Origin of the sequence: Pantoea sp. BAV 3049 (assembly GCF_009765445.1) — a bacterium.
In the GTDB taxonomy this organism is placed as follows: domain Bacteria; phylum Pseudomonadota; class Gammaproteobacteria; order Enterobacterales; family Enterobacteriaceae; genus Erwinia.
Map to the genome: position 1 here is coordinate 4,305,869 of NZ_WHOY01000031.1, position 16,185 is coordinate 4,322,053.

General features: G+C 57.4%; 19 protein-coding genes. 17 read left to right on the plus strand and 2 right to left on the minus strand.

All coding sequences use genetic code 11. The annotated features are described in order from the left end of the window. The 17 genes from GSQ70_RS21295 to phnE (GSQ70_RS21375) form a co-directional block, all read left to right on the plus strand. Positions 1 to 1,548, plus strand: a 1,548-nt coding sequence (locus tag GSQ70_RS21295) for a lytic polysaccharide monooxygenase (protein WP_370521092.1), incomplete at its 5' end; no start/stop codon positions are given. Between the two features lie 79 nt (positions 1,549 to 1,627). Further along, positions 1,628 to 1,960 (plus strand): phage holin, lambda family, encoded by a 333-nt coding sequence (locus tag GSQ70_RS21300; protein WP_233268402.1) that lies wholly within the window; start codon positions 1,628 to 1,630, stop codon positions 1,958 to 1,960. Beyond that, positions 1,944 to 2,381: a lysozyme gene (locus GSQ70_RS21305; protein WP_158784374.1), complete on the plus strand. Its 438-nt coding sequence runs from the start codon at positions 1,944 to 1,946 to the stop codon at positions 2,379 to 2,381. The genes GSQ70_RS21300 and GSQ70_RS21305 overlap by 17 nt, the downstream gene beginning before the upstream one ends. 148 nt (positions 2,382 to 2,529) lie before the next feature. After that, complete coding sequence (phnF, locus tag GSQ70_RS21310; RefSeq protein WP_199257290.1) at positions 2,530 to 3,249, plus strand: phosphonate metabolism transcriptional regulator PhnF; 720 nt, start codon at positions 2,530 to 2,532, stop codon at positions 3,247 to 3,249. Beyond that, positions 3,250 to 3,699, plus strand: a complete 450-nt coding sequence (gene phnG, locus GSQ70_RS21315; RefSeq protein WP_158784375.1) for a phosphonate C-P lyase system protein PhnG — start codon at positions 3,250 to 3,252, stop codon at positions 3,697 to 3,699. After that, positions 3,696 to 4,271, plus strand: a complete 576-nt coding sequence (phnH, locus tag GSQ70_RS21320; protein ID WP_158784376.1) for a phosphonate C-P lyase system protein PhnH — start codon at positions 3,696 to 3,698, stop codon at positions 4,269 to 4,271. Before phnG ends, phnH begins: the two co-directional genes overlap by 4 nt. After that, positions 4,271 to 5,344, plus strand: a complete 1,074-nt coding sequence (locus tag GSQ70_RS21325) for a carbon-phosphorus lyase complex subunit PhnI (RefSeq protein WP_158784377.1) — start codon at positions 4,271 to 4,273, stop codon at positions 5,342 to 5,344. The genes phnH and GSQ70_RS21325 overlap by 1 nt, the downstream gene beginning before the upstream one ends. Then, a complete protein-coding gene (locus GSQ70_RS21330; RefSeq protein ID WP_158784378.1) occupies positions 5,337 to 6,182 on the plus strand; it encodes an alpha-D-ribose 1-methylphosphonate 5-phosphate C-P-lyase PhnJ in 846 nt (281 codons plus the stop codon). Before GSQ70_RS21325 ends, GSQ70_RS21330 begins: the two co-directional genes overlap by 8 nt. After that, positions 6,179 to 6,940 carry a phosphonate C-P lyase system protein PhnK gene (phnK, locus tag GSQ70_RS21335; protein WP_158784379.1) on the plus strand — a complete coding sequence of 254 codons (762 nt, stop codon included), beginning with the start codon at positions 6,179 to 6,181 and terminating at the stop codon, positions 6,938 to 6,940. The genes GSQ70_RS21330 and phnK overlap by 4 nt, the downstream gene beginning before the upstream one ends. A gap of 13 nt (positions 6,941 to 6,953) precedes the next feature. Continuing rightward, a complete protein-coding gene (gene phnL / locus GSQ70_RS21340) occupies positions 6,954 to 7,655 on the plus strand; it encodes a phosphonate C-P lyase system protein PhnL (protein WP_158784380.1) in 702 nt (233 codons plus the stop codon). Continuing rightward, entirely contained in the window at positions 7,652 to 8,788 is a 1,137-nt protein-coding gene (gene phnM / locus GSQ70_RS21345; protein WP_158784381.1) for an alpha-D-ribose 1-methylphosphonate 5-triphosphate diphosphatase, read from the plus strand. Before phnL ends, phnM begins: the two co-directional genes overlap by 4 nt. Continuing rightward, on the plus strand, positions 8,788 to 9,324 hold the full coding sequence (gene phnN, locus GSQ70_RS21350) for a ribose 1,5-bisphosphokinase (protein WP_158784382.1): 537 nt from the start codon (positions 8,788 to 8,790) through the stop codon (positions 9,322 to 9,324). Before phnM ends, phnN begins: the two co-directional genes overlap by 1 nt. Positions 9,325 to 9,327: 3 nt before the next feature. Then, on the plus strand, positions 9,328 to 10,077 hold the full coding sequence (gene phnP, locus GSQ70_RS21355) for a phosphonate metabolism protein PhnP (protein ID WP_158784383.1): 750 nt from the start codon (positions 9,328 to 9,330) through the stop codon (positions 10,075 to 10,077). A gap of 123 nt (positions 10,078 to 10,200) precedes the next feature. Beyond that, positions 10,201 to 11,034 carry a phosphonate ABC transporter ATP-binding protein gene (gene phnC / locus GSQ70_RS21360; protein WP_158784384.1) on the plus strand — a complete coding sequence of 278 codons (834 nt, stop codon included), beginning with the start codon at positions 10,201 to 10,203 and terminating at the stop codon, positions 11,032 to 11,034. Between the two features lie 27 nt (positions 11,035 to 11,061). Next, positions 11,062 to 11,985, plus strand: a complete 924-nt coding sequence (gene phnD, locus GSQ70_RS21365) for a phosphonate ABC transporter substrate-binding protein (protein ID WP_158784385.1) — start codon at positions 11,062 to 11,064, stop codon at positions 11,983 to 11,985. Between the two features lie 70 nt (positions 11,986 to 12,055). Then, positions 12,056 to 12,925: a phosphonate ABC transporter, permease protein PhnE gene (gene phnE / locus GSQ70_RS21370; RefSeq protein ID WP_158784386.1), complete on the plus strand. Its 870-nt coding sequence runs from the start codon at positions 12,056 to 12,058 to the stop codon at positions 12,923 to 12,925. Then, positions 12,922 to 13,803 carry a phosphonate ABC transporter, permease protein PhnE gene (phnE, locus tag GSQ70_RS21375; RefSeq protein ID WP_158784387.1) on the plus strand — a complete coding sequence of 294 codons (882 nt, stop codon included), beginning with the start codon at positions 12,922 to 12,924 and terminating at the stop codon, positions 13,801 to 13,803. The genes phnE (GSQ70_RS21370) and phnE (GSQ70_RS21375) overlap by 4 nt, the downstream gene beginning before the upstream one ends. A 115-nt stretch (positions 13,804 to 13,918) precedes the next feature. Here phnE (GSQ70_RS21375) and GSQ70_RS21380 read toward each other — a convergent pair whose 3' ends face one another. Together GSQ70_RS21380 and GSQ70_RS21385 are read right to left on the minus strand one after the other, a co-directional pair. Continuing rightward, complete coding sequence (locus tag GSQ70_RS21380) at positions 13,919 to 14,740, minus strand: glycosyltransferase family 8 protein (RefSeq protein ID WP_158784388.1); 822 nt, start codon at positions 14,738 to 14,740, stop codon at positions 13,919 to 13,921. A 17-nt stretch (positions 14,741 to 14,757) separates the two neighbouring features. Then, on the minus strand, positions 14,758 to 16,137 hold the full coding sequence (locus tag GSQ70_RS21385) for a D-arabinono-1,4-lactone oxidase (protein ID WP_158784389.1): 1,380 nt from the start codon (positions 16,135 to 16,137) through the stop codon (positions 14,758 to 14,760). Between the last annotated feature and the right edge of the window lie 48 nt (positions 16,138 to 16,185).

Consider the following 16,185-nt stretch of genomic DNA (forward strand, 5'->3'; position numbering starts at 1 on the left):
TATCCGCAGTGGACTACCGGTGTGCGTTATCACGACAACGATCTGGTGCGTTGGGGGTCAGCGGTCTGGGTCTGCCTGATGGTCCATGACTCCAATATCTACTGGGCGCCGAATGTGGCTACCTCCCTGTGGCGTGAATTTACTCTCGCTAAAAACTATAAAGGTATTAACACCATGACTGAACGTTCTTCTGACATTATCAGTACCAGCAAATCCGGCCCGATGCTTCGTCACGGTCACGTATTTTCACCGGCATCACGCGCTTATATCGCCTGGCAGGAAGGAAAAATCGATGAAGGCATGCTGAACCAGCGTGAATGCGGTAAATTTTTCCCTGCTACCGCCAGTGGGCTGACCGATGTTGTTGCACCGAGTGATGTCACCAACTTCGCACCGCCACCGGACGGTAAAATTGCCAGTGCCAATCAGGGCAACGGTAATTTCCTTGATGAAGCGGGCACTCACTGGCAGAAACACAGCGTGGCTTCTGCCGAGATGTTAAAAATTTCCTGGTATTACTCGGCGGTTCACGATACCCGTCGCTGGAATTACTTTATTACCCGCGAAGACTGGAACCCTAATCTGCCGCTAAGTCGTGCGCAGTTTGAAGATCAACCGTTCTACAAAGTAGAACTGACTGAGCAACCATACTGGAGCCACCATGAGGCGCTGAATCCGCCGCAGCCTACCGTGCATGATGTGATGTTGCCGCAGCGTACTGGTTACCATGTGATCCTGGCCGTCTGGGAAGTGGCAAATACCGGCAACGCCTTCTACCACGTGATTGACCTGGATTTTAGCGGTGATGATAACGGTGGTGAAGTGACCCCTGTTGCTCCGGCAGGCCTGCGCGCCAGCAGCGTGACTACCAGCAGCGCAACTCTGTCATGGAATGCTTCCGTGACGACGGCTTCAGCCTACCGCCTGTACCGTGATGGCAATCCTGTTGGTCAGACTACCGCGCTTACAATCACCGACACCGGCCTGAGCGAAAACACCGCTTATGGTTATGCAGTCAGCACCATTAATGCTGCGGGTATCGAATCCGCGCTGAGCCAGGCCATTGTGGTTACCACCAGTGGCACGGTTATCCCGGGTACTCCGCCAACGGCACCTACTCATCTGCACAGCATGGGGACCACCGCAGATACGGTGAAGCTGATGTGGGGTGCATCAACCAGCAGCGGCACGCTGGCCGGTTATATCGTTTACCGTGATGGCAATGAAATTGCCCGTAGCGGCGTGGCGCAACTGAGCTATGACGACACCGGCCTGAAGGCGGAAACGGCTTATCGCTATTTCGTGGCCGCTTTTGATTCCCAGGGCCAGCTGTCTGTGCCGTCGAACGTGCTGGCAGTGACCACGCTGGCTGACGAAGATAACGGCGGTGGCGATCTGTATCCGGAGTGGAAACTGGGTACCTTCTACCCAACCGGCGACAAGGTCAGCTATCAGGGTAAAAACTGGATCTGCCTGCAAGCTCATACTGCCCACGTGCCGGATTGGGCACCGGGTGTGGCTGAAACCCTGTGGGCCCAAATTGCCTGACGGGTAACTGATAACAGGCTGGCCAGAGGGAGCTGGCCAGCCTGCTGTCTCCGGCCGAATCTGTCTGAGGTTGTCAATGATGTCCACACTACACAGCATCCTGGAACATTGCTCAGAATGGATCCTGGAGTACTTACCCGCAGTATTCTCCGCGCTTTCCTCCATGCTGATTGCCTTTTTTATGGGCATTTATGACAGCAAACCAATCTGGAAAATCGTGTCAGGCCCCTTTATCTGCGGGATCTTCACTCTGGCGATTTCCGGCTCTCTGGAACATCTGGGTCTGCCCGAAAATGCAGTCAATCTGATTGGCGGCATTATTGGCTTTGTCGGTGTGGAGAAAATTCGCGAACTGATCGAAGGCAAACTGAGTAAACGCCTGGGAGGTGAAAGAAATGAAAATCAGCGATAACGGCATTCAATTTATCAAGCAGGAAGAGGGCGAAAGGCTGAGCGCCTATCTTGATTCAGTGGGGATCCCAACGATTGGCGTCGGCCATACCGGCTACGTTGATGGTATGCCCATCGCCAGAAATACAGAGATTACTACGGCAAAATCCACCCAGTTGCTGTTGCAGGATCTGGCAACGGCAGAACAGGCTATTACAAAGAACGTCACCGTAACCCTGACGCAAAATCAGTATGACGCGCTTTGCAGCCTGATTTTTAATATCGGTGCCGGTTCTTTTGCCAGCTCAACGGTAAAGAAAAAGCTCAACACGGGTGATTATGCCGGGGCTGCGGATGCTTTTCTGATGTGGAAAAGGGCGGGAAACAATCCCGATATCCTGCTGCCGCGCCGTCAGCGTGAACGTGAGCTGTTCCTCCGTTAACCATCGCGGGCCTCGCCCGCAAATTCATCTCCCCGACATCTTGATTTAACCCCTCTGTCACATTTCCCGCGCACCATAACCGCAATCAAAAGTACTCCGGGCGGGCACTCCGCTTCGGGCACCTCCATGGCGATTGAGGTTATTTCACATGCTGAACTTATCCAGACATCCGACCACTGTTTATCAGGCAATAGCCGCCCAGCTGGAGCAGGAACTGAGCAGCAACTACCGCTGCGGCGAGTATCTGCCCTCAGAGAAACAGCTTGCGGAGCGCTATGCCGTAAACCGCCACACGCTCCGCCGCGCCGTTGACGAGCTGGTTAACAAAGGACTGGTTCAGCGCCGTCAGGGCGTCGGTATCCTGGTACTGATGCGCCCTTACAACTATCCGCTGCATGCGCAGGCCCGCTTCAGCCAGAACCTGATGGAGCAGGGCAGCCATCCAACCAGTGAAAGGTTGCTGGCGGTGCTACGTCCGGCTAATGGCGAAATTGCCGCCGCGCTCGGCCTGGCGGAAGGCGACACGGTTGTTCACCTGCGCACCCTGCGCCGCGTCAACGACGTGCCGGTTTGTGTGATCAACCACTATCTGGCCGATCTGCGCTGGTGGCCAAAGCTGCAGCAGTTTAACAGCGGATCGTTACATGAATTCATGCAGCGCGAACTGGCGCTGGATTTAAGCCGTAAGCAAACCCGTATCACCGCACGCCGCGCACAGGCTAAAGAGAGCAAGCTGCTGGAAGTGTCACTGCACTCTCCTTTGCTGTGTGTCCGTACGCTGAACACCTGCACCGGTAGCGGACAGCTGGCGGAATACTCCGTCAGCCTGACCCGCGCCGACATGATCGAACTGACGCTGGAGCACTAAATGGAGTCATTGAAGGCAAGACAGCACTGGCTTTCGGTACTGGCGCACTGCCAGCCGGAAACCCTGCTGACGCACTGGCAGCCGCTGGATCTTCACCCAGAGTATGAGTTGCTGCGTACGCCGGAAACCGGGTTAACCCGCCTGCAGGCGAGGATGGGTGGCACCGGCCGTCGCTTTATCCTCGGCGATACTACCGTGACCCGCGCCGTGGTGCGTCTGCCGGATGGTATTTGCGGCTACAGCTATGTGATGAGCCGTAATAAAGATCACGCCGAATTGTGCGCGCTGATGGATGCGCTGCTGCAGCAGACCAGCTTCAGTGAGCTGATCCAGCAGAGGATCATTACCCCTCTGGCTGCTGCCCACCAGGAAAAACTCACACTGCGCGCCCGGGAAGTCGCCAGCAGCCGCGTCGATTTCTTCACCCTTGTCCGGGGAGACAACGAATGACCTTACTCGCCAGCTTTACCCATCCGGTTGCCGATTCGCAGCGCGCCTTTCGACGTATTCTGAAAGCGATGAGCGAGCCGGGCGTGATGGTTTCCCTGCCGCAGCTGCCTGCCTGGGGCAAGGTTTCTCAGGCGGCCACTGCCGTGATGATGACCCTGGTTGACCGCGAAACGCCAATCTGGCTGGACAGCACGCTGAGCAGTGATGTCCTGCTGAGCAACCTGCGCTTTCATACCGGTGCGCCAGTCACTCCTGAACCCGATGCACCGTTCGCGTTGCTGCATGCCAAATCCGATACTGCCCTCGATCAGTTCTCTCCGGGCGATAACGCCGCGCCGGAAAAAAGCACCACGGTGATAATTGAAGTGCCTGCCCTGAGCGGCGGTCTGACGCTGCGCCTCAGCGGCCCGGGTCTGATGGAGCCGCGCGCGATTGCTCCGCAGCTGCCGGAAAGCGTGCTTAGTTATCTGCGCGAGCGCCCGCATCGCTTTCCACAGGGAATCGATCTGATCTTCACCTGTGGCGAAAACATGATGGCGCTGCCACGCACTACTGATGTGGAGGTCTGCTGATGTACGTTGCCGTGAAAGGGGGTGAGAAGGCGATTGCCGCCGCCCATCAACTGCAGGAAAACCTGCGCCGGGGCGAAGGCCCGGACGAACTGAACTGCAGCCAGATCGACCAGCAACTGGGGCTGGCAGTGGATCGCGTGATGACCGAGGGCGGCATTCACGATCGCGAGCTGGCGGCACTGGCCATCAAACAGGCCAGTGGCGATCTGGTAGAGGCGATTTTCCTGCTGCGCGCCTATCGCACCACGCTGCCACGCCTGGCTGACAGCCTGCCGCTGGACAGCGCCGATATGCGACTGGAGCGTCGTATCTCTGCCGTTTATAAAGATTTGCCCGGCGGGCAGGTGCTCGGCCCGACCTACGATTACACGCATCGCCTGCTGGATTTTACCCTGCTGGCAGAGGGTAAAGCCCCTGCCGCGCCACGCGCTGAGCAGCCACTGATCGATCCCTGCCCGCACATGTTTGAACTGATGGCCCGGGAAGGGCTGGCCGTCACCGAAGAGGATGACGGCAGCGAACCGCTGGACATTACCCGCGAGCCGCCATCCTGGCCCATGCCGCGTTCTGCCCGTCTGCAGCAACTGGTGCGCGGGGATGAGGGTTTTCTGCTGGCACTGGGCTATTCCACCCAGCGTGGCTATGGCCGCAACCATCCCTTTGCCGGTGAGATCCGTACCGGTTACGTCACGGTGGAAATCGAACCGGAAGAGCTGGGCTTCCCGCTGGAAATTGGTGAAGTGCTGCTGACCGAATGTGAAATGGTCAACGGCTTCACCACTCCGGCTGATAAAGCGCCGCATCTGACGCGGGGATACGGTCTGGTGTTTGGCCGCGCCGAACGTAAAGCGATGGCGATGGCGCTGGTGGATCGCGCGCTGCAAACCGGCGAGTACAACGAACGTATCACCAGCCCGGCGCAGGACGAAGAGTTTGTGCTGGCCCATGCGGATAACGTTGAGGCGGCTGGCTTTGTCTCACATCTGAAACTTCCTCACTACGTAGACTTCCAGGCCGAGCTTGAGCTGCTCAACCGCCTGCGTGCCGATTATCAGGAGAAGCACCGTGACTGAACTGAGCGGTTATAACCCCGGCTATCTCGATGAACAAAGCAAGCGTACCATCCGCCGGGCAATCCTCAAGGCGGTGGCGATCCCCGGCTATCAGGTGCCTTTTGGCGGGCGGGAAATGCCGATGCCTTACGGCTGGGGCACCGGTGGTATTCAACTGACCGCCAGCATTATCGGCCAGCATGATGTGCTGAAGGTCATTGACCAGGGTGCGGATGACACTACCAACGCGGTGTCGATTCGTCGCTTCTTCCAGCGAGTCAGTGGCGCAGCCACTACCGAACGCACCGTGGATGCCACGCTGATCCAGACACGCCACCGCATCCCGGAAACGCCGCTGACCGAAGATCAGATCCTGATCTTCCAGGTACCGATCCCGGAGCCGCTGCGCTTTATCGAGCCGCGTGAAACCGAGACCCGCACCATGCACGCGCTGGAGGAGTACGGCATCATGCAGGTCAAACTGTATGAAGACATTGCCCGCTTCGGTCATATCGCCACCACTTATGCCTACCCGGTAAAGGTTAATGACCGCTACGTCATGGACCCGTCGCCCATCCCGAAATTCGACAACCCGAAAATGAATATGATGCCCGCGCTGCAGTTGTTTGGTGCCGGACGCGAGAAGCGCATTTATGCGCTGCCGCCTTACACCAAAGTGGAAAGCCTTGACTTTGACGATCACCCGTTCAGCGTGCAGAAATGGGAAGAGCCGTGCGCCATTTGCGGGGCCCGCAACAGCTATCTGGATGAAGTGGTGCTGGATGACCAGGGCGCGCGCCTGTTTGTCTGTTCCGATACCGATTACTGTCATCAGCAACAAAAGGCGAAGCAAGCATGAAAGCCGAACAACCCCTGCTGGCGGTCAACCAGTTAACCCACCTTTATGCGCCGGGCAAAGGCTTCAGCGATGTCTCCTTTGAGCTGTTTTCCGGTGAAGTGCTGGGCATCGTTGGCGAGTCCGGTTCCGGCAAAACCACGCTGCTGAAGGCGATTTCTGCTCGCCTGACCCCGCAGCAGGGCGAGATTATCTATCAGGGCCAGGAGCTGTATGGCCTGAGTGAAAGCGATCGTCGCCGCCTGCTGCGCACCGAGTGGGGCGTGGTGCACCAGTATCCGATGGACGGCCTGCGAGCGCAGGTTTCTGCCGGGGGCAATATCGGCGAACGCCTGATGGCCGTCGGTCAGCGCCATTATGGTGACATCCGCGCCACTGCCGGAAAGTGGCTGCAGGACGTGGAGATCCCGCTGTCACGTATTGATGATTTGCCGGGCACGTTTTCCGGTGGGATGCAGCAACGTCTGCAGATTGCCCGCAACCTGGTGACCCATCCGAAGGTGGTATTTATGGATGAGCCGACCGGAGGACTGGATGTGTCAGTGCAGGCCCGCCTGCTGGATCTGCTGCGCAGCCTGGTACGTGACCTGAACCTGGCGGTGGTGATTGTCACCCACGATCTGGGCGTGGCGCGGCTGCTGGCCCACCGACTGTTGGTAATGAAGCAGGGAGAAGTGGTGGAGAGCGGCCTGACCGACCGGGTGCTGGACGATCCGCACCATCCTTACACCCAGCTGCTGGTCTCTTCGGTATTGAGCTAATCTGGAAACCCCTATGAGCCTTAAACTGCGCGTCGAAAATCTGTCCAAAACTTTTGTGCTGCATAACCAGCACGGGGCCGAGCTGCCGGTACTGCAGCATGCCAGCCTGCAGGTCTCCGCCGGGGAGTGTGTGGTGCTACACGGCCATTCCGGCAGCGGAAAGTCCACGCTGCTACGCTCTCTTTATGCCAACTACCTGCCTGACAGCGGCCACATCTGGGTGGAGCATCAGGGAGAGTGGGTTGATCTGGTGACGGCTCCGGCCCGCCAGATCCTCCAGCTGCGCCGTGACACTATTGGCTGGGTCAGCCAGTTTCTGCGCGTAATCCCGCGTATTTCCACTCTGGATGTGGTGATGCAGCCTCTGCTGGAGCGTGGGGTGGAGCGACAGGAAAGCTCCGATCGTGCTAAAACATTACTCAGCCGCCTGAACGTGCCGTCGCGCCTGTGGGCGCTGGCACCCTCGACTTTTTCTGGCGGTGAGCAGCAGCGCGTCAACATTGCCCGTGGTTTTATCGCCGACTATCCGGTGCTGCTGCTGGATGAACCGACTGCCTCACTCGACAGCACCAACAGTGCTGCCGTGGTAAGCCTGATTGAACAAGCCCGCGATCGCGGCGCCGCTATTGTGGGCATTTTCCACGATAACGAAGTCCGCGACCGTATTGCCAACCGCCTGCATGTTATGAATCCCATTGCCGGGAGCGCCGTATGATCATTAATAACGTCAAACTGATTCTGGAAAATGAAGTGGTCAGCGGATCGCTGGCAGTGGAAAACGGTGTGATTCAGGCCTTTTCCCAGACGCCGAGCCAGCTGCCGGAGGCGATTGACGGCGAGGGAGACTGGCTGATGCCGGGAATGGTGGAGCTGCATACCGATAACCTCGACAAATTCTTTACTCCACGGCCGAAGGTTGACTGGCCTGCGCATTCTGCCATGAGCAGCCACGATGCGCTGGTGGTGGCAAACGGCATCACCACGGTGCTGGATGCCATTGGGGTGGGCGACGTGCGCGACGGCGGCCATCGTCTGGAGAACCTGCAGAAGATGATCAACGCCATCCGCCACAGCGAAAAGCACGGGCTTAACCGCGCCGAGCACCGTCTGCACCTGCGCTGCGAGCTGCCGCATGAGTCCACGCTGCCGCTGTTTGAACAGCTGATGTGCATACCGGAGTTGTCGCTGGTGTCGCTGATGGACCACTCGCCGGGGCAGCGTCAGTACACCTCTCTGGAGAAGTACCGGGTCTATTTCCAGGGCAAATACAACCTGAACGATGCTGAGATGGATGAGTTTGAATCTCAACAGCTGCGCTTTGCTGAGCGCTGGTCGCTGCCGAACCGTCAGGCTATCTCCGCCTGGTGCCGCCAGTACAATATTCCGCTGGCGAGCCACGATGATGCCACGCAGGCCCACGTGCTGGAGTCGAAGGAGATTGGCAGCGTGATTGCCGAATTCCCGACCACCGAAGAAGCGGCCCGCGCCTCTCGTGCGGCGGGGTTGCGGGTGCTGATGGGCGCACCTAACATCGTACGGGGCGGTTCCCACTCCGGCAACGTGGCGGCTCACGATCTGGCTGCGCTGGGCATGCTGGATATTCTCTCTTCGGATTATTATCCGGCCAGCCTGCTGGATGCCGCCTTCCGCCTGGCGCGTGATGAGCGCAACGATTTTCAGCTGCCTGCCACCATCGCTATGGTGACCCGTAACCCTGCGCAGTCTATTGGCTTGAACGATCGCGGCATGATTGCCGAGGGCAAACGTGCCGATCTGGTGCTGGTTAAAGCGCATCAGGATCAGGTTTACGTCCGCTCCGTCTGGGTGAAAGGCAGGGCTGCATACTGATGGCCAGGATCATCTGGCTGACCGGCGCTTCCGGTTCAGGCAAGGACAGCCTGCTGGATGCGCTACGGGAAACGGCGCCATCGGGACTGATGGTGGCGCATCGCTACATCACCCGTGCCGCCGATGCCGGAGGGGAGAACCACGTCTCGCTGAGCGAGATCGAATTCCGGCGGCGTAAAACGTTAGGGCTGTTTGCCATCGACTGGCAGGCGCACCAGCACTTTTACGCACTGGGAATTGAAATTGACCTGTGGCTGCAGCATGGGCTGGATGTGGTGGTCAACGGCTCACGGCTGCATCTGCCTGCGGTGCAGCAACGCTATGGCAGCCAGCTGCTGCCGATCTGCCTGCAGGTGACGCCCGAAGTGCTGGAGCAGCGCCTGCGTCAGCGGGGCAGGGAGGATGAGGAAGAGATTGCCCGGCGGCTGCGTCGTGCCAGGGAAAGCGTGCCTGAGGGCTGCCTGGCGCTGAATAACGACGGTGCGCTGAGTCAGACGCTGAGCGGCTTTCTGGCGCTGCTGGCCAGTGAGGAGTAACCGATGCAATTTACTTTTCTCGGCACCGGCGATGTCCGTCAGGTACCGGTTTTTGGCTGTTTCTGTACCGCCTGCCAGCTGGCCAGGCAGCAGCCGGAACGGCGACGCGGGCCAACCAGCGGGGTGATACGCCATCAGGGGCAGACCACGCTGCTGGATGCCGGTCAGTGTCACCTGGAGCAGCAGTTTGCTCCCGGTGAGCTGGACCGCATCTTTCTCACGCATTTTCATATGGACCACGTGCAGGGGTTATTTGCGCTGCGCTGGGGAATGGGTGCGAAAATCCCGGTGTACTGTCCGCCTGACGAGCAGGGCTGCGACGATCTGTATCGCCATCCCGGTCTGCTGGCGTTTCAGCCCTTTCTGCGACCCTTTGACCCGGTGCCCTGCGGCGACATTGTGATGACGCCATTGCCGCTGATCCATTCGAAAATCACCTATGGCTACCTGATTGAGCAGGGCGGCAGAACCCTGGCTTACCTGACCGATACCATTGGACTGCCGCAGGAGACGCTGGATTTTCTCCGCCAGCGCCGTATCGATCATCTGGTGCTCGACTGCAGCTATGCGCCAGCGGAAGAGCAGCCGCACAATCATAACGACATCACCCGGGTACTGGCCTTACACACCTTAATCGCGCCGCGAAAGTGCTGGTTGACCCATATCAGTCATGACGTGGATAACTGGCTGGCAGACAATGCGTTGCCGCCGGGCGTCGCTGCCGCCTGGGATGGTCTGGTCGTGGAAATATAACGATAAAAACGTCGCTTCCGCTCCGCGTTTTTTTTTCATCATCCCCGCGTCATTAAATTGTCACCGTCCTCGCCGTTAATAGGGCCCACAAGGCTTAACGCCAGACTCTCAACGGGAAAAACTATGGCACAGGCACTGTTAAAACCGACCCCTGCACCTGAAGTCGCTCCAGTGTGGTCAGCACAGAAAAAAGTGCTGGCGGTACAGGGACTGGGCAAAGCGTATTCAGCACAAAATCGTGTGCTGCACGATATCAATTTCGACCTGCATTCCGGCGAGCTGGTGGCGGTGATCGGCCGTTCCGGCGCGGGAAAATCCACGCTGCTGCATATACTGAACGGCACCATTCCGGCCACTGACGGCGAAATTATTAATTTCCGTGAGTCGGGCCATCAGCAGAACATCGTTGAGCTGAATACTCGTCAGATGCGTGTATGGCGCAGCGAGTGCGGGATGATCTTCCAGGACTTCTGCCTGGTTCCCCGCCTGGATGTGCTCACCAATGTCCTGCTCGGCCGCCTCAGCCAGACCTCAACGCTGAAATCCTTCTTCAAAGTGTTCCCGGATGCGGACCGCGCCCGCGCTATCGGCCTGCTGGAGTGGCTGAACATGCTGCCGCAGGCGCTGCAGCGTGCCGAGAACCTTTCAGGGGGCCAGATGCAGCGCGTGGCGATAGCCCGTGCGCTGATGCAAAATCCGAAAATCCTGCTGGCCGACGAACCGGTTGCCTCGCTGGACCCCAAAAATACCCGTCGCATCATGGACGTGTTACGTCAGGTCAGTGAAAACGGCATCAGCGTGATGGTGAACCTGCACTCCGTTGAGCTGGTGAAAGAATATTGCACGCGCGCCATTGGCATCGCCAAAGGACGCATTGTTTTCGACGGGCATCCGTCGCAGTTAACAGAAGACCTTCTCCATACCCTGTATGGCGAAGAGATGACGCAACTTAACTAAGCCAATTTTTGGGATACGGACTCAGCAATGAAAAAATTATTCTTATCGGCGGTGCTTACCAGCGTAATGGCAGTTAACTATGCTCAGGCCGCCGCGCCAAAGGAACTGAACCTTGGCATCCTCGGTGGCCAGAACGCCACACAGCAGATTGGTGACAACCAGTGCGTGAAAGATTTCTTCGACAAAGAGCTGAGCGTGGACACCAAACTGCGCAACTCTTCTGACTATTCTGGTGTGATCCAGGGCCTGCTGGGCGGCAAAGTGGATATGGTGCTGAGCATGTCACCTTCTTCTTATGCTTCCGTGTACATCAACGACCCGAAAGCCGTGGATATCGTCGGTATCGCTGCTGATGACACTGACCAGTCAACCGGTTACCACTCAGTCGTTATCGTCAAAGCTGACAGCCCTTACAAAAAGCTGGAAGATCTGAAAGGCAAATCTTTCGGCATGGCCGATCCGGACTCCACTTCCGGCTTCCTGATCCCGAACCAGGCTTTTAAAAAGCAGTTCGGCGGCTCGATTGATGACAAATACAACGGTTTCTTCTCCAGCGTCACCTTCTCCGGCGGCCACGAGCAGGATGTGTTAGGCGTACTGAACGGCCAGTTTGAAGGCGCGGTGACCTGGGCTTCAATGATCGGCGACTACAACACAGGTTACACCAGCGGCGCCTTCACCCGGATGATCCGCATGGATCATCCGGACCTGATGAAGCAGATCCGCATTATCTGGCAGTCGCCGCTGATCCCTAACGGCCCAATCCTGGTGAGCAACAAGCTGGACCCGGACTTCAAAGCAAAACTTGTCGCCGCCATCAAAAAACTGGATAAATCCGACCACAGCTGCTTTATCAAAGCGATGGGCGGCACCCAGCATATCGCTCCGGCGAGCGTGGCGGATTTCCAGAACATCATCGATATGAAGCGTGAACTGACCAAAGCCCGTTAATACGCGGCAGGTGCCCCCCCTGGCTTCGGCCAGGCGGGGCCACCCTGAACACCGACAAAAGCGGTAACGCATGCAAAATACAGACTTTGAACGCTACTATCAGCAGGTACGGGGCAAACAAAAGCGCGACACCGTACTCTGGTCTCTGACCCTGCTGGCCCTCTATATTGCTTCCGGCAACATTTCTGAATTCAGCCTGCAAACGCTCTGGTCCTCTCTGCCGCACTTCTTCGACTATCTGGCCGAAACAGTGCCGGTGCTGCACTGGAACGTGCTGTTCGCGGACGGGCATACCGAAGGCTCGCTGGCTTACTGGGGCTATCGTCTGCATATCCAGCTGCCGCTGATCTGGGAAACGCTCAATCTGGCGCTGGCTGCCACCATTCTGTCGGTGATCGCGGCGGTGGTGCTGGCTTTCCTGGCGGCTGATAACACCCAGTCACCGCCCATCGTTCGTTATGCCATCCGCACTGCGGTAGCTTTTCTTCGTACCATGCCGGAACTGGCCTGGGCGGTGATGTTTGTGATGGCTTTCGGGATCGGCGTAACTCCGGGCTTCCTCGCCCTGGCGCTGCACACCATTGGCAGCCTGACCAAGCTGTTTTATGAGGCGATTGAAAGCGCTTCAGACAAGCCCGGTCGTGGCCTCTCCGCCTGCGGTGCCGGTACGCTGCAAAGAATGCGCTTTGCCCTGTGGCCGCAGGTTAAACCGGTGTTTCTTTCCTACAGCTTTATGCGCCTTGAAGTGAACTTCCGCCAGTCGACCATTCTTGGTCTGGTGGGCGCAGGGGGCATTGGTCAGGAGCTGATGACCAACATTAAACTCGATCGCTACGATCAGGTCAGCATGACCATGCTGCTGATTATCATTGTGGTTTCACTGCTGGACGCGCTTTCCGGGCGTCTGCGTCACTGGGTGGTTGAGGGGAAAGCCGTATGATAGCATTAGCCGGGTCAGACTCTCTGGCCTCACTCAAATCACAGCACAGCGAACTGTTCTCCGTGCAGCGCCGTTACCTGCGCCGTATCGGCCTGGTGGCAGCGGCAGTACTGGCTTACTACATTTTCTTCTTCAATATGTTTGGCATCAGCTGGGCTATGCTTGCCACCGGCAGCACGCAGATTAGCCGCTACTTTCTGCGGATGTTTGTCTGGCACGACGTGGCGAACTGGCCGTTTGCCTATTATTTCACGCAGATATTTATCACCGTTGCCATTGTGTTCGCCGGAACGATTACGGCCACGCTGGTCGCGCTGCCGGTATCATTTTTTGCTGCGCGTAATGTGATGTCTTCCTCAATATTACGTCCTGTTGCCGTGGTAGTGCGTCGCCTGCTGGATATTCTGCGCGGGATCGATATGGCGATTTGGGGCCTTATTTTTGTGCGTGCTGTAGGAATGGGGCCGCTGGCCGGGGTACTGGCAATTGTGATGCAGGACGTGGGGCTGCTGGGAAAACTCTATGCCGAAGGACATGAGGCCGTGGAGCGTTCGCCGGGCCGTGGCCTGAATGCAGTGGGCGCGAATTCGCTGCAGAAGCACCGCTATGGCATTTTCACCCAGTCATTCCCGGCCTTCCTGGCGCTGAGCCTTTACCAGATTGAATCCAACACCCGCTCTGCGGCAGTGCTGGGGTTTGTTGGTGCGGGTGGCGTGGGGCTGGTCTATGCCGAGAATATGCGTTTATGGAACTGGGATGTGGTGATGTTTATCACTCTGATTCTGGTGGCGATCGTGATGGCGATGGATTATGTCTCGGCGAAGTTGCGTAAACGCTATATCAGCGGCAGACCGGTTCCGCTGTTTGGGCAGGAATAGAACTGTCGGCGCAAATCACCAATATGGGTGGAATTAATCTCGCAACGGGGATCATCCACTCCTTATCTTACCGGGGCGAATCCTTTCGCCCCGGCAAACAGCCATATGCCCGGATTTAAGATGAGGTAATGTCCCACCACATTTTGTTCAGTGAATAGTAGCGGTCATCCGGATCCAGCTTCTTCTCCCATGGTTTATCAATGATGTAGTGAATGTTCTTCACTTCCGCCATGTCCCACATCGCTGCATGCTGGAAGGGCAATGTTTTCAGCGCATTATAGATATACGGCAGCGGCTGCCAATGCTGGTGGAAGTAGTCGTTAAGGAAATCCTGTTCGGCAAACAGATAGCGTGACAGGTCGTTCAGCTCCGCCAGCTGATGCAGCATATCGTCAAACACCGCCTCGTCCGGTTTCAGCACCAGGAAACCGCCGTTGAGATAGTTGTCCACCTCATCCAGCTGCTCAGTGTGGTGCACGCCCTGACAATAGCTGTAGAAACAGTTTTCCGGCCGCCAGCTTTTGGGGTAGCTGGCAATCTTGTTAGGATTACAGCGGCAGGCGTGGCAGGCGGCGATCTGCCCTTCAGCCAACGGCAGCTTAAACAGCTCATCCATGTTTTTTGTCACCAGCATATCGGCATCCAGAAACACGATGCGCTCAAATTCTGTCAGCCGCCAGACCGCCAGCTTGGTCCACACTTCAGAGAAGCGCGCGTTAGCATAGTTATGCTGCAGCCTGCTGTCCGGGCTGATCGGCTGCACCTCACGCAGCAGGCAGCCTTCACTTTCCAGCGCCTGACGGGACGGTGCATCGATATTTTCAGTCACCATGACAATCAACGGGTATGCGCTGTTCGCTCTCTTCAGCGACTTATGCAGCGCCTTCACGCCCACCAGATAGCCCGGCTGCGTCAGCAGGGTAGCCCATGCCTTCATTGGCTCTCTCCTTATCATCAGTCGAGCAGTTGTGCGGTAAACGCATTCTCAAATTTGTGCTGCGGGTCCAGCTCGTCGCGCACTTTGCGGAAGGCTTCCCATTGCGGATAGATCGCCGGCCAGTTGTACAGCGGCGCTTCAAAATATTTGCCCCAGTGCGGTCTTCCGCCTTCCGCTGCCAGCACTTTTTCCACCGCCTGCAGGAACGCCACCCCTTCTTCCGACAGGGAACCGTCCTCGGCGTAATAAACGACAAAACCGAAGAAACAGGTGTCCTGCTGATAAGCGGGACTCAGCCAGGAAGTGGACGGACCGGTACAGCGCAGAATAATCGGATAGTGCATGTGCGGCTGGGTTTCCGTATGCCACTCTTTAATCTTGCGGATCACCTCTGCGGCCCGCGCCAGCGGAATGCCGATCTCAACATTAATTTGCGGGGTGGCAATGCCGCGACAGAAGACCTGATAGACATCGCCCGTGACATCTGAAAAATCCTTAAAGCGGGTAACGGTGCGAAAAGGCTTGCCGTTCTCATCGACGATCTTGGTGTCACTGCGCATATGTTTCAGCGTCTGATCGACGGTGTCATTCATTGCGTCGCTGGTCTCTTCCTGCTTCAGCAGGTCGTCGTTGTTATCGTGATAGCTTTCTGTCTCTTCTTCGGTGGCCTCCCGGGCTGCCCAGACATGGACCTGATTTTCATTCGGGAACCACCAGGCTTTACTCAGGGCATAGTTATGATTCCAGTCCAACAGATCTGTTTCCAGCGTGTCAGCGCTAACGGCGTTCTTAAAACAGGTGTAGACCAGCGAGGGCTTGGTACGCAGCGTGACCTGAGTCACCACCCCTAACGAGCCTAATCCCAGCTGGACAGCGGAGAAGGAAGGGTGATCGCGAGTAAACTCCTGCACGCTGCCATCGGCCAGCACCATGCGGATGTTTAAAGCCTCGTCAGCGATGGAGCTTTGCTGCAGCCCCTGGCCGTGAGTGCCGGTCGCCAGCGCACCAGCCAGCGTCTGGGCCGCAATCACACCAGGGGAAGACGGCAACATTCTGCCCACGCCGGTGAGAATTTCATACACCTCGTGCAGCGGGGTGCCACCGGCAAAAGTGGCGCTGTCCTCGGTGATATCCAGCAGGCCACGTAAATGCTGTAAATCAAGCAGGGTATCGCCAGCGGCGGCCAGTTTCAGCATTCGACCCGGCGACATCCGGCTGCCCATCACGCGGATTTTACCCCTGCTGTTGGTAAGGATCGCCCGCAGTTCCTCTTCTGTTTCTGGAGTACTGACTGCGCTCTTCTCTGCCAGCGTCGCATTCTGTGCCCAGTTCCACAATCTGGACTCGTCGCCCAATTGCGGTTTACGGCGAGGATAACCGGTATTTTCGGGTGTCATCGACAACTCCTTTTTCAGGACAATAACAGGATTGTGTTTACAAGCGCG

Bases quoted from the DNA above. Each gene is read 5' to 3' on its own strand.
- phnC (WP_158784384.1), top strand. From the start codon at position 10,201: ATGGCACAGGCACTGTTAAAACCGACCCCTGCACCTGAAGTCGCTCCA.
- GSQ70_RS21380 (WP_158784388.1), bottom strand. From the start codon at position 14,740: ATGAAGGCATGGGCTACCCTGCTGACGCAGCCGGGCTATCTGGTGGGC.
- phnK (WP_158784379.1), top strand. From the start codon at position 6,179: ATGAAAGCCGAACAACCCCTGCTGGCGGTCAACCAGTTAACCCACCTT.
- GSQ70_RS21325 (WP_158784377.1), top strand. From the start codon at position 4,271: ATGTACGTTGCCGTGAAAGGGGGTGAGAAGGCGATTGCCGCCGCCCAT.
- phnF (WP_199257290.1), top strand. From the start codon at position 2,530: ATGCTGAACTTATCCAGACATCCGACCACTGTTTATCAGGCAATAGCC.
- phnH (WP_158784376.1), top strand. From the start codon at position 3,696: ATGACCTTACTCGCCAGCTTTACCCATCCGGTTGCCGATTCGCAGCGC.
- phnG (WP_158784375.1), top strand. From the start codon at position 3,250: ATGGAGTCATTGAAGGCAAGACAGCACTGGCTTTCGGTACTGGCGCAC.
- GSQ70_RS21300 (WP_233268402.1), top strand. From the start codon at position 1,628: ATGTCCACACTACACAGCATCCTGGAACATTGCTCAGAATGGATCCTG.
- GSQ70_RS21305 (WP_158784374.1), top strand. From the start codon at position 1,944: ATGAAAATCAGCGATAACGGCATTCAATTTATCAAGCAGGAAGAGGGC.
- phnN (WP_158784382.1), top strand. From the start codon at position 8,788: ATGGCCAGGATCATCTGGCTGACCGGCGCTTCCGGTTCAGGCAAGGAC.
- GSQ70_RS21385 (WP_158784389.1), bottom strand. From the start codon at position 16,137: ATGACACCCGAAAATACCGGTTATCCTCGCCGTAAACCGCAATTGGGC.
- phnM (WP_158784381.1), top strand. From the start codon at position 7,652: ATGATCATTAATAACGTCAAACTGATTCTGGAAAATGAAGTGGTCAGC.
- phnE (WP_158784386.1), top strand. From the start codon at position 12,056: ATGCAAAATACAGACTTTGAACGCTACTATCAGCAGGTACGGGGCAAA.
- phnE (WP_158784387.1), top strand. From the start codon at position 12,922: ATGATAGCATTAGCCGGGTCAGACTCTCTGGCCTCACTCAAATCACAG.
- phnD (WP_158784385.1), top strand. From the start codon at position 11,062: ATGAAAAAATTATTCTTATCGGCGGTGCTTACCAGCGTAATGGCAGTT.
- phnL (WP_158784380.1), top strand. From the start codon at position 6,954: ATGAGCCTTAAACTGCGCGTCGAAAATCTGTCCAAAACTTTTGTGCTG.
- phnP (WP_158784383.1), top strand. From the start codon at position 9,328: ATGCAATTTACTTTTCTCGGCACCGGCGATGTCCGTCAGGTACCGGTT.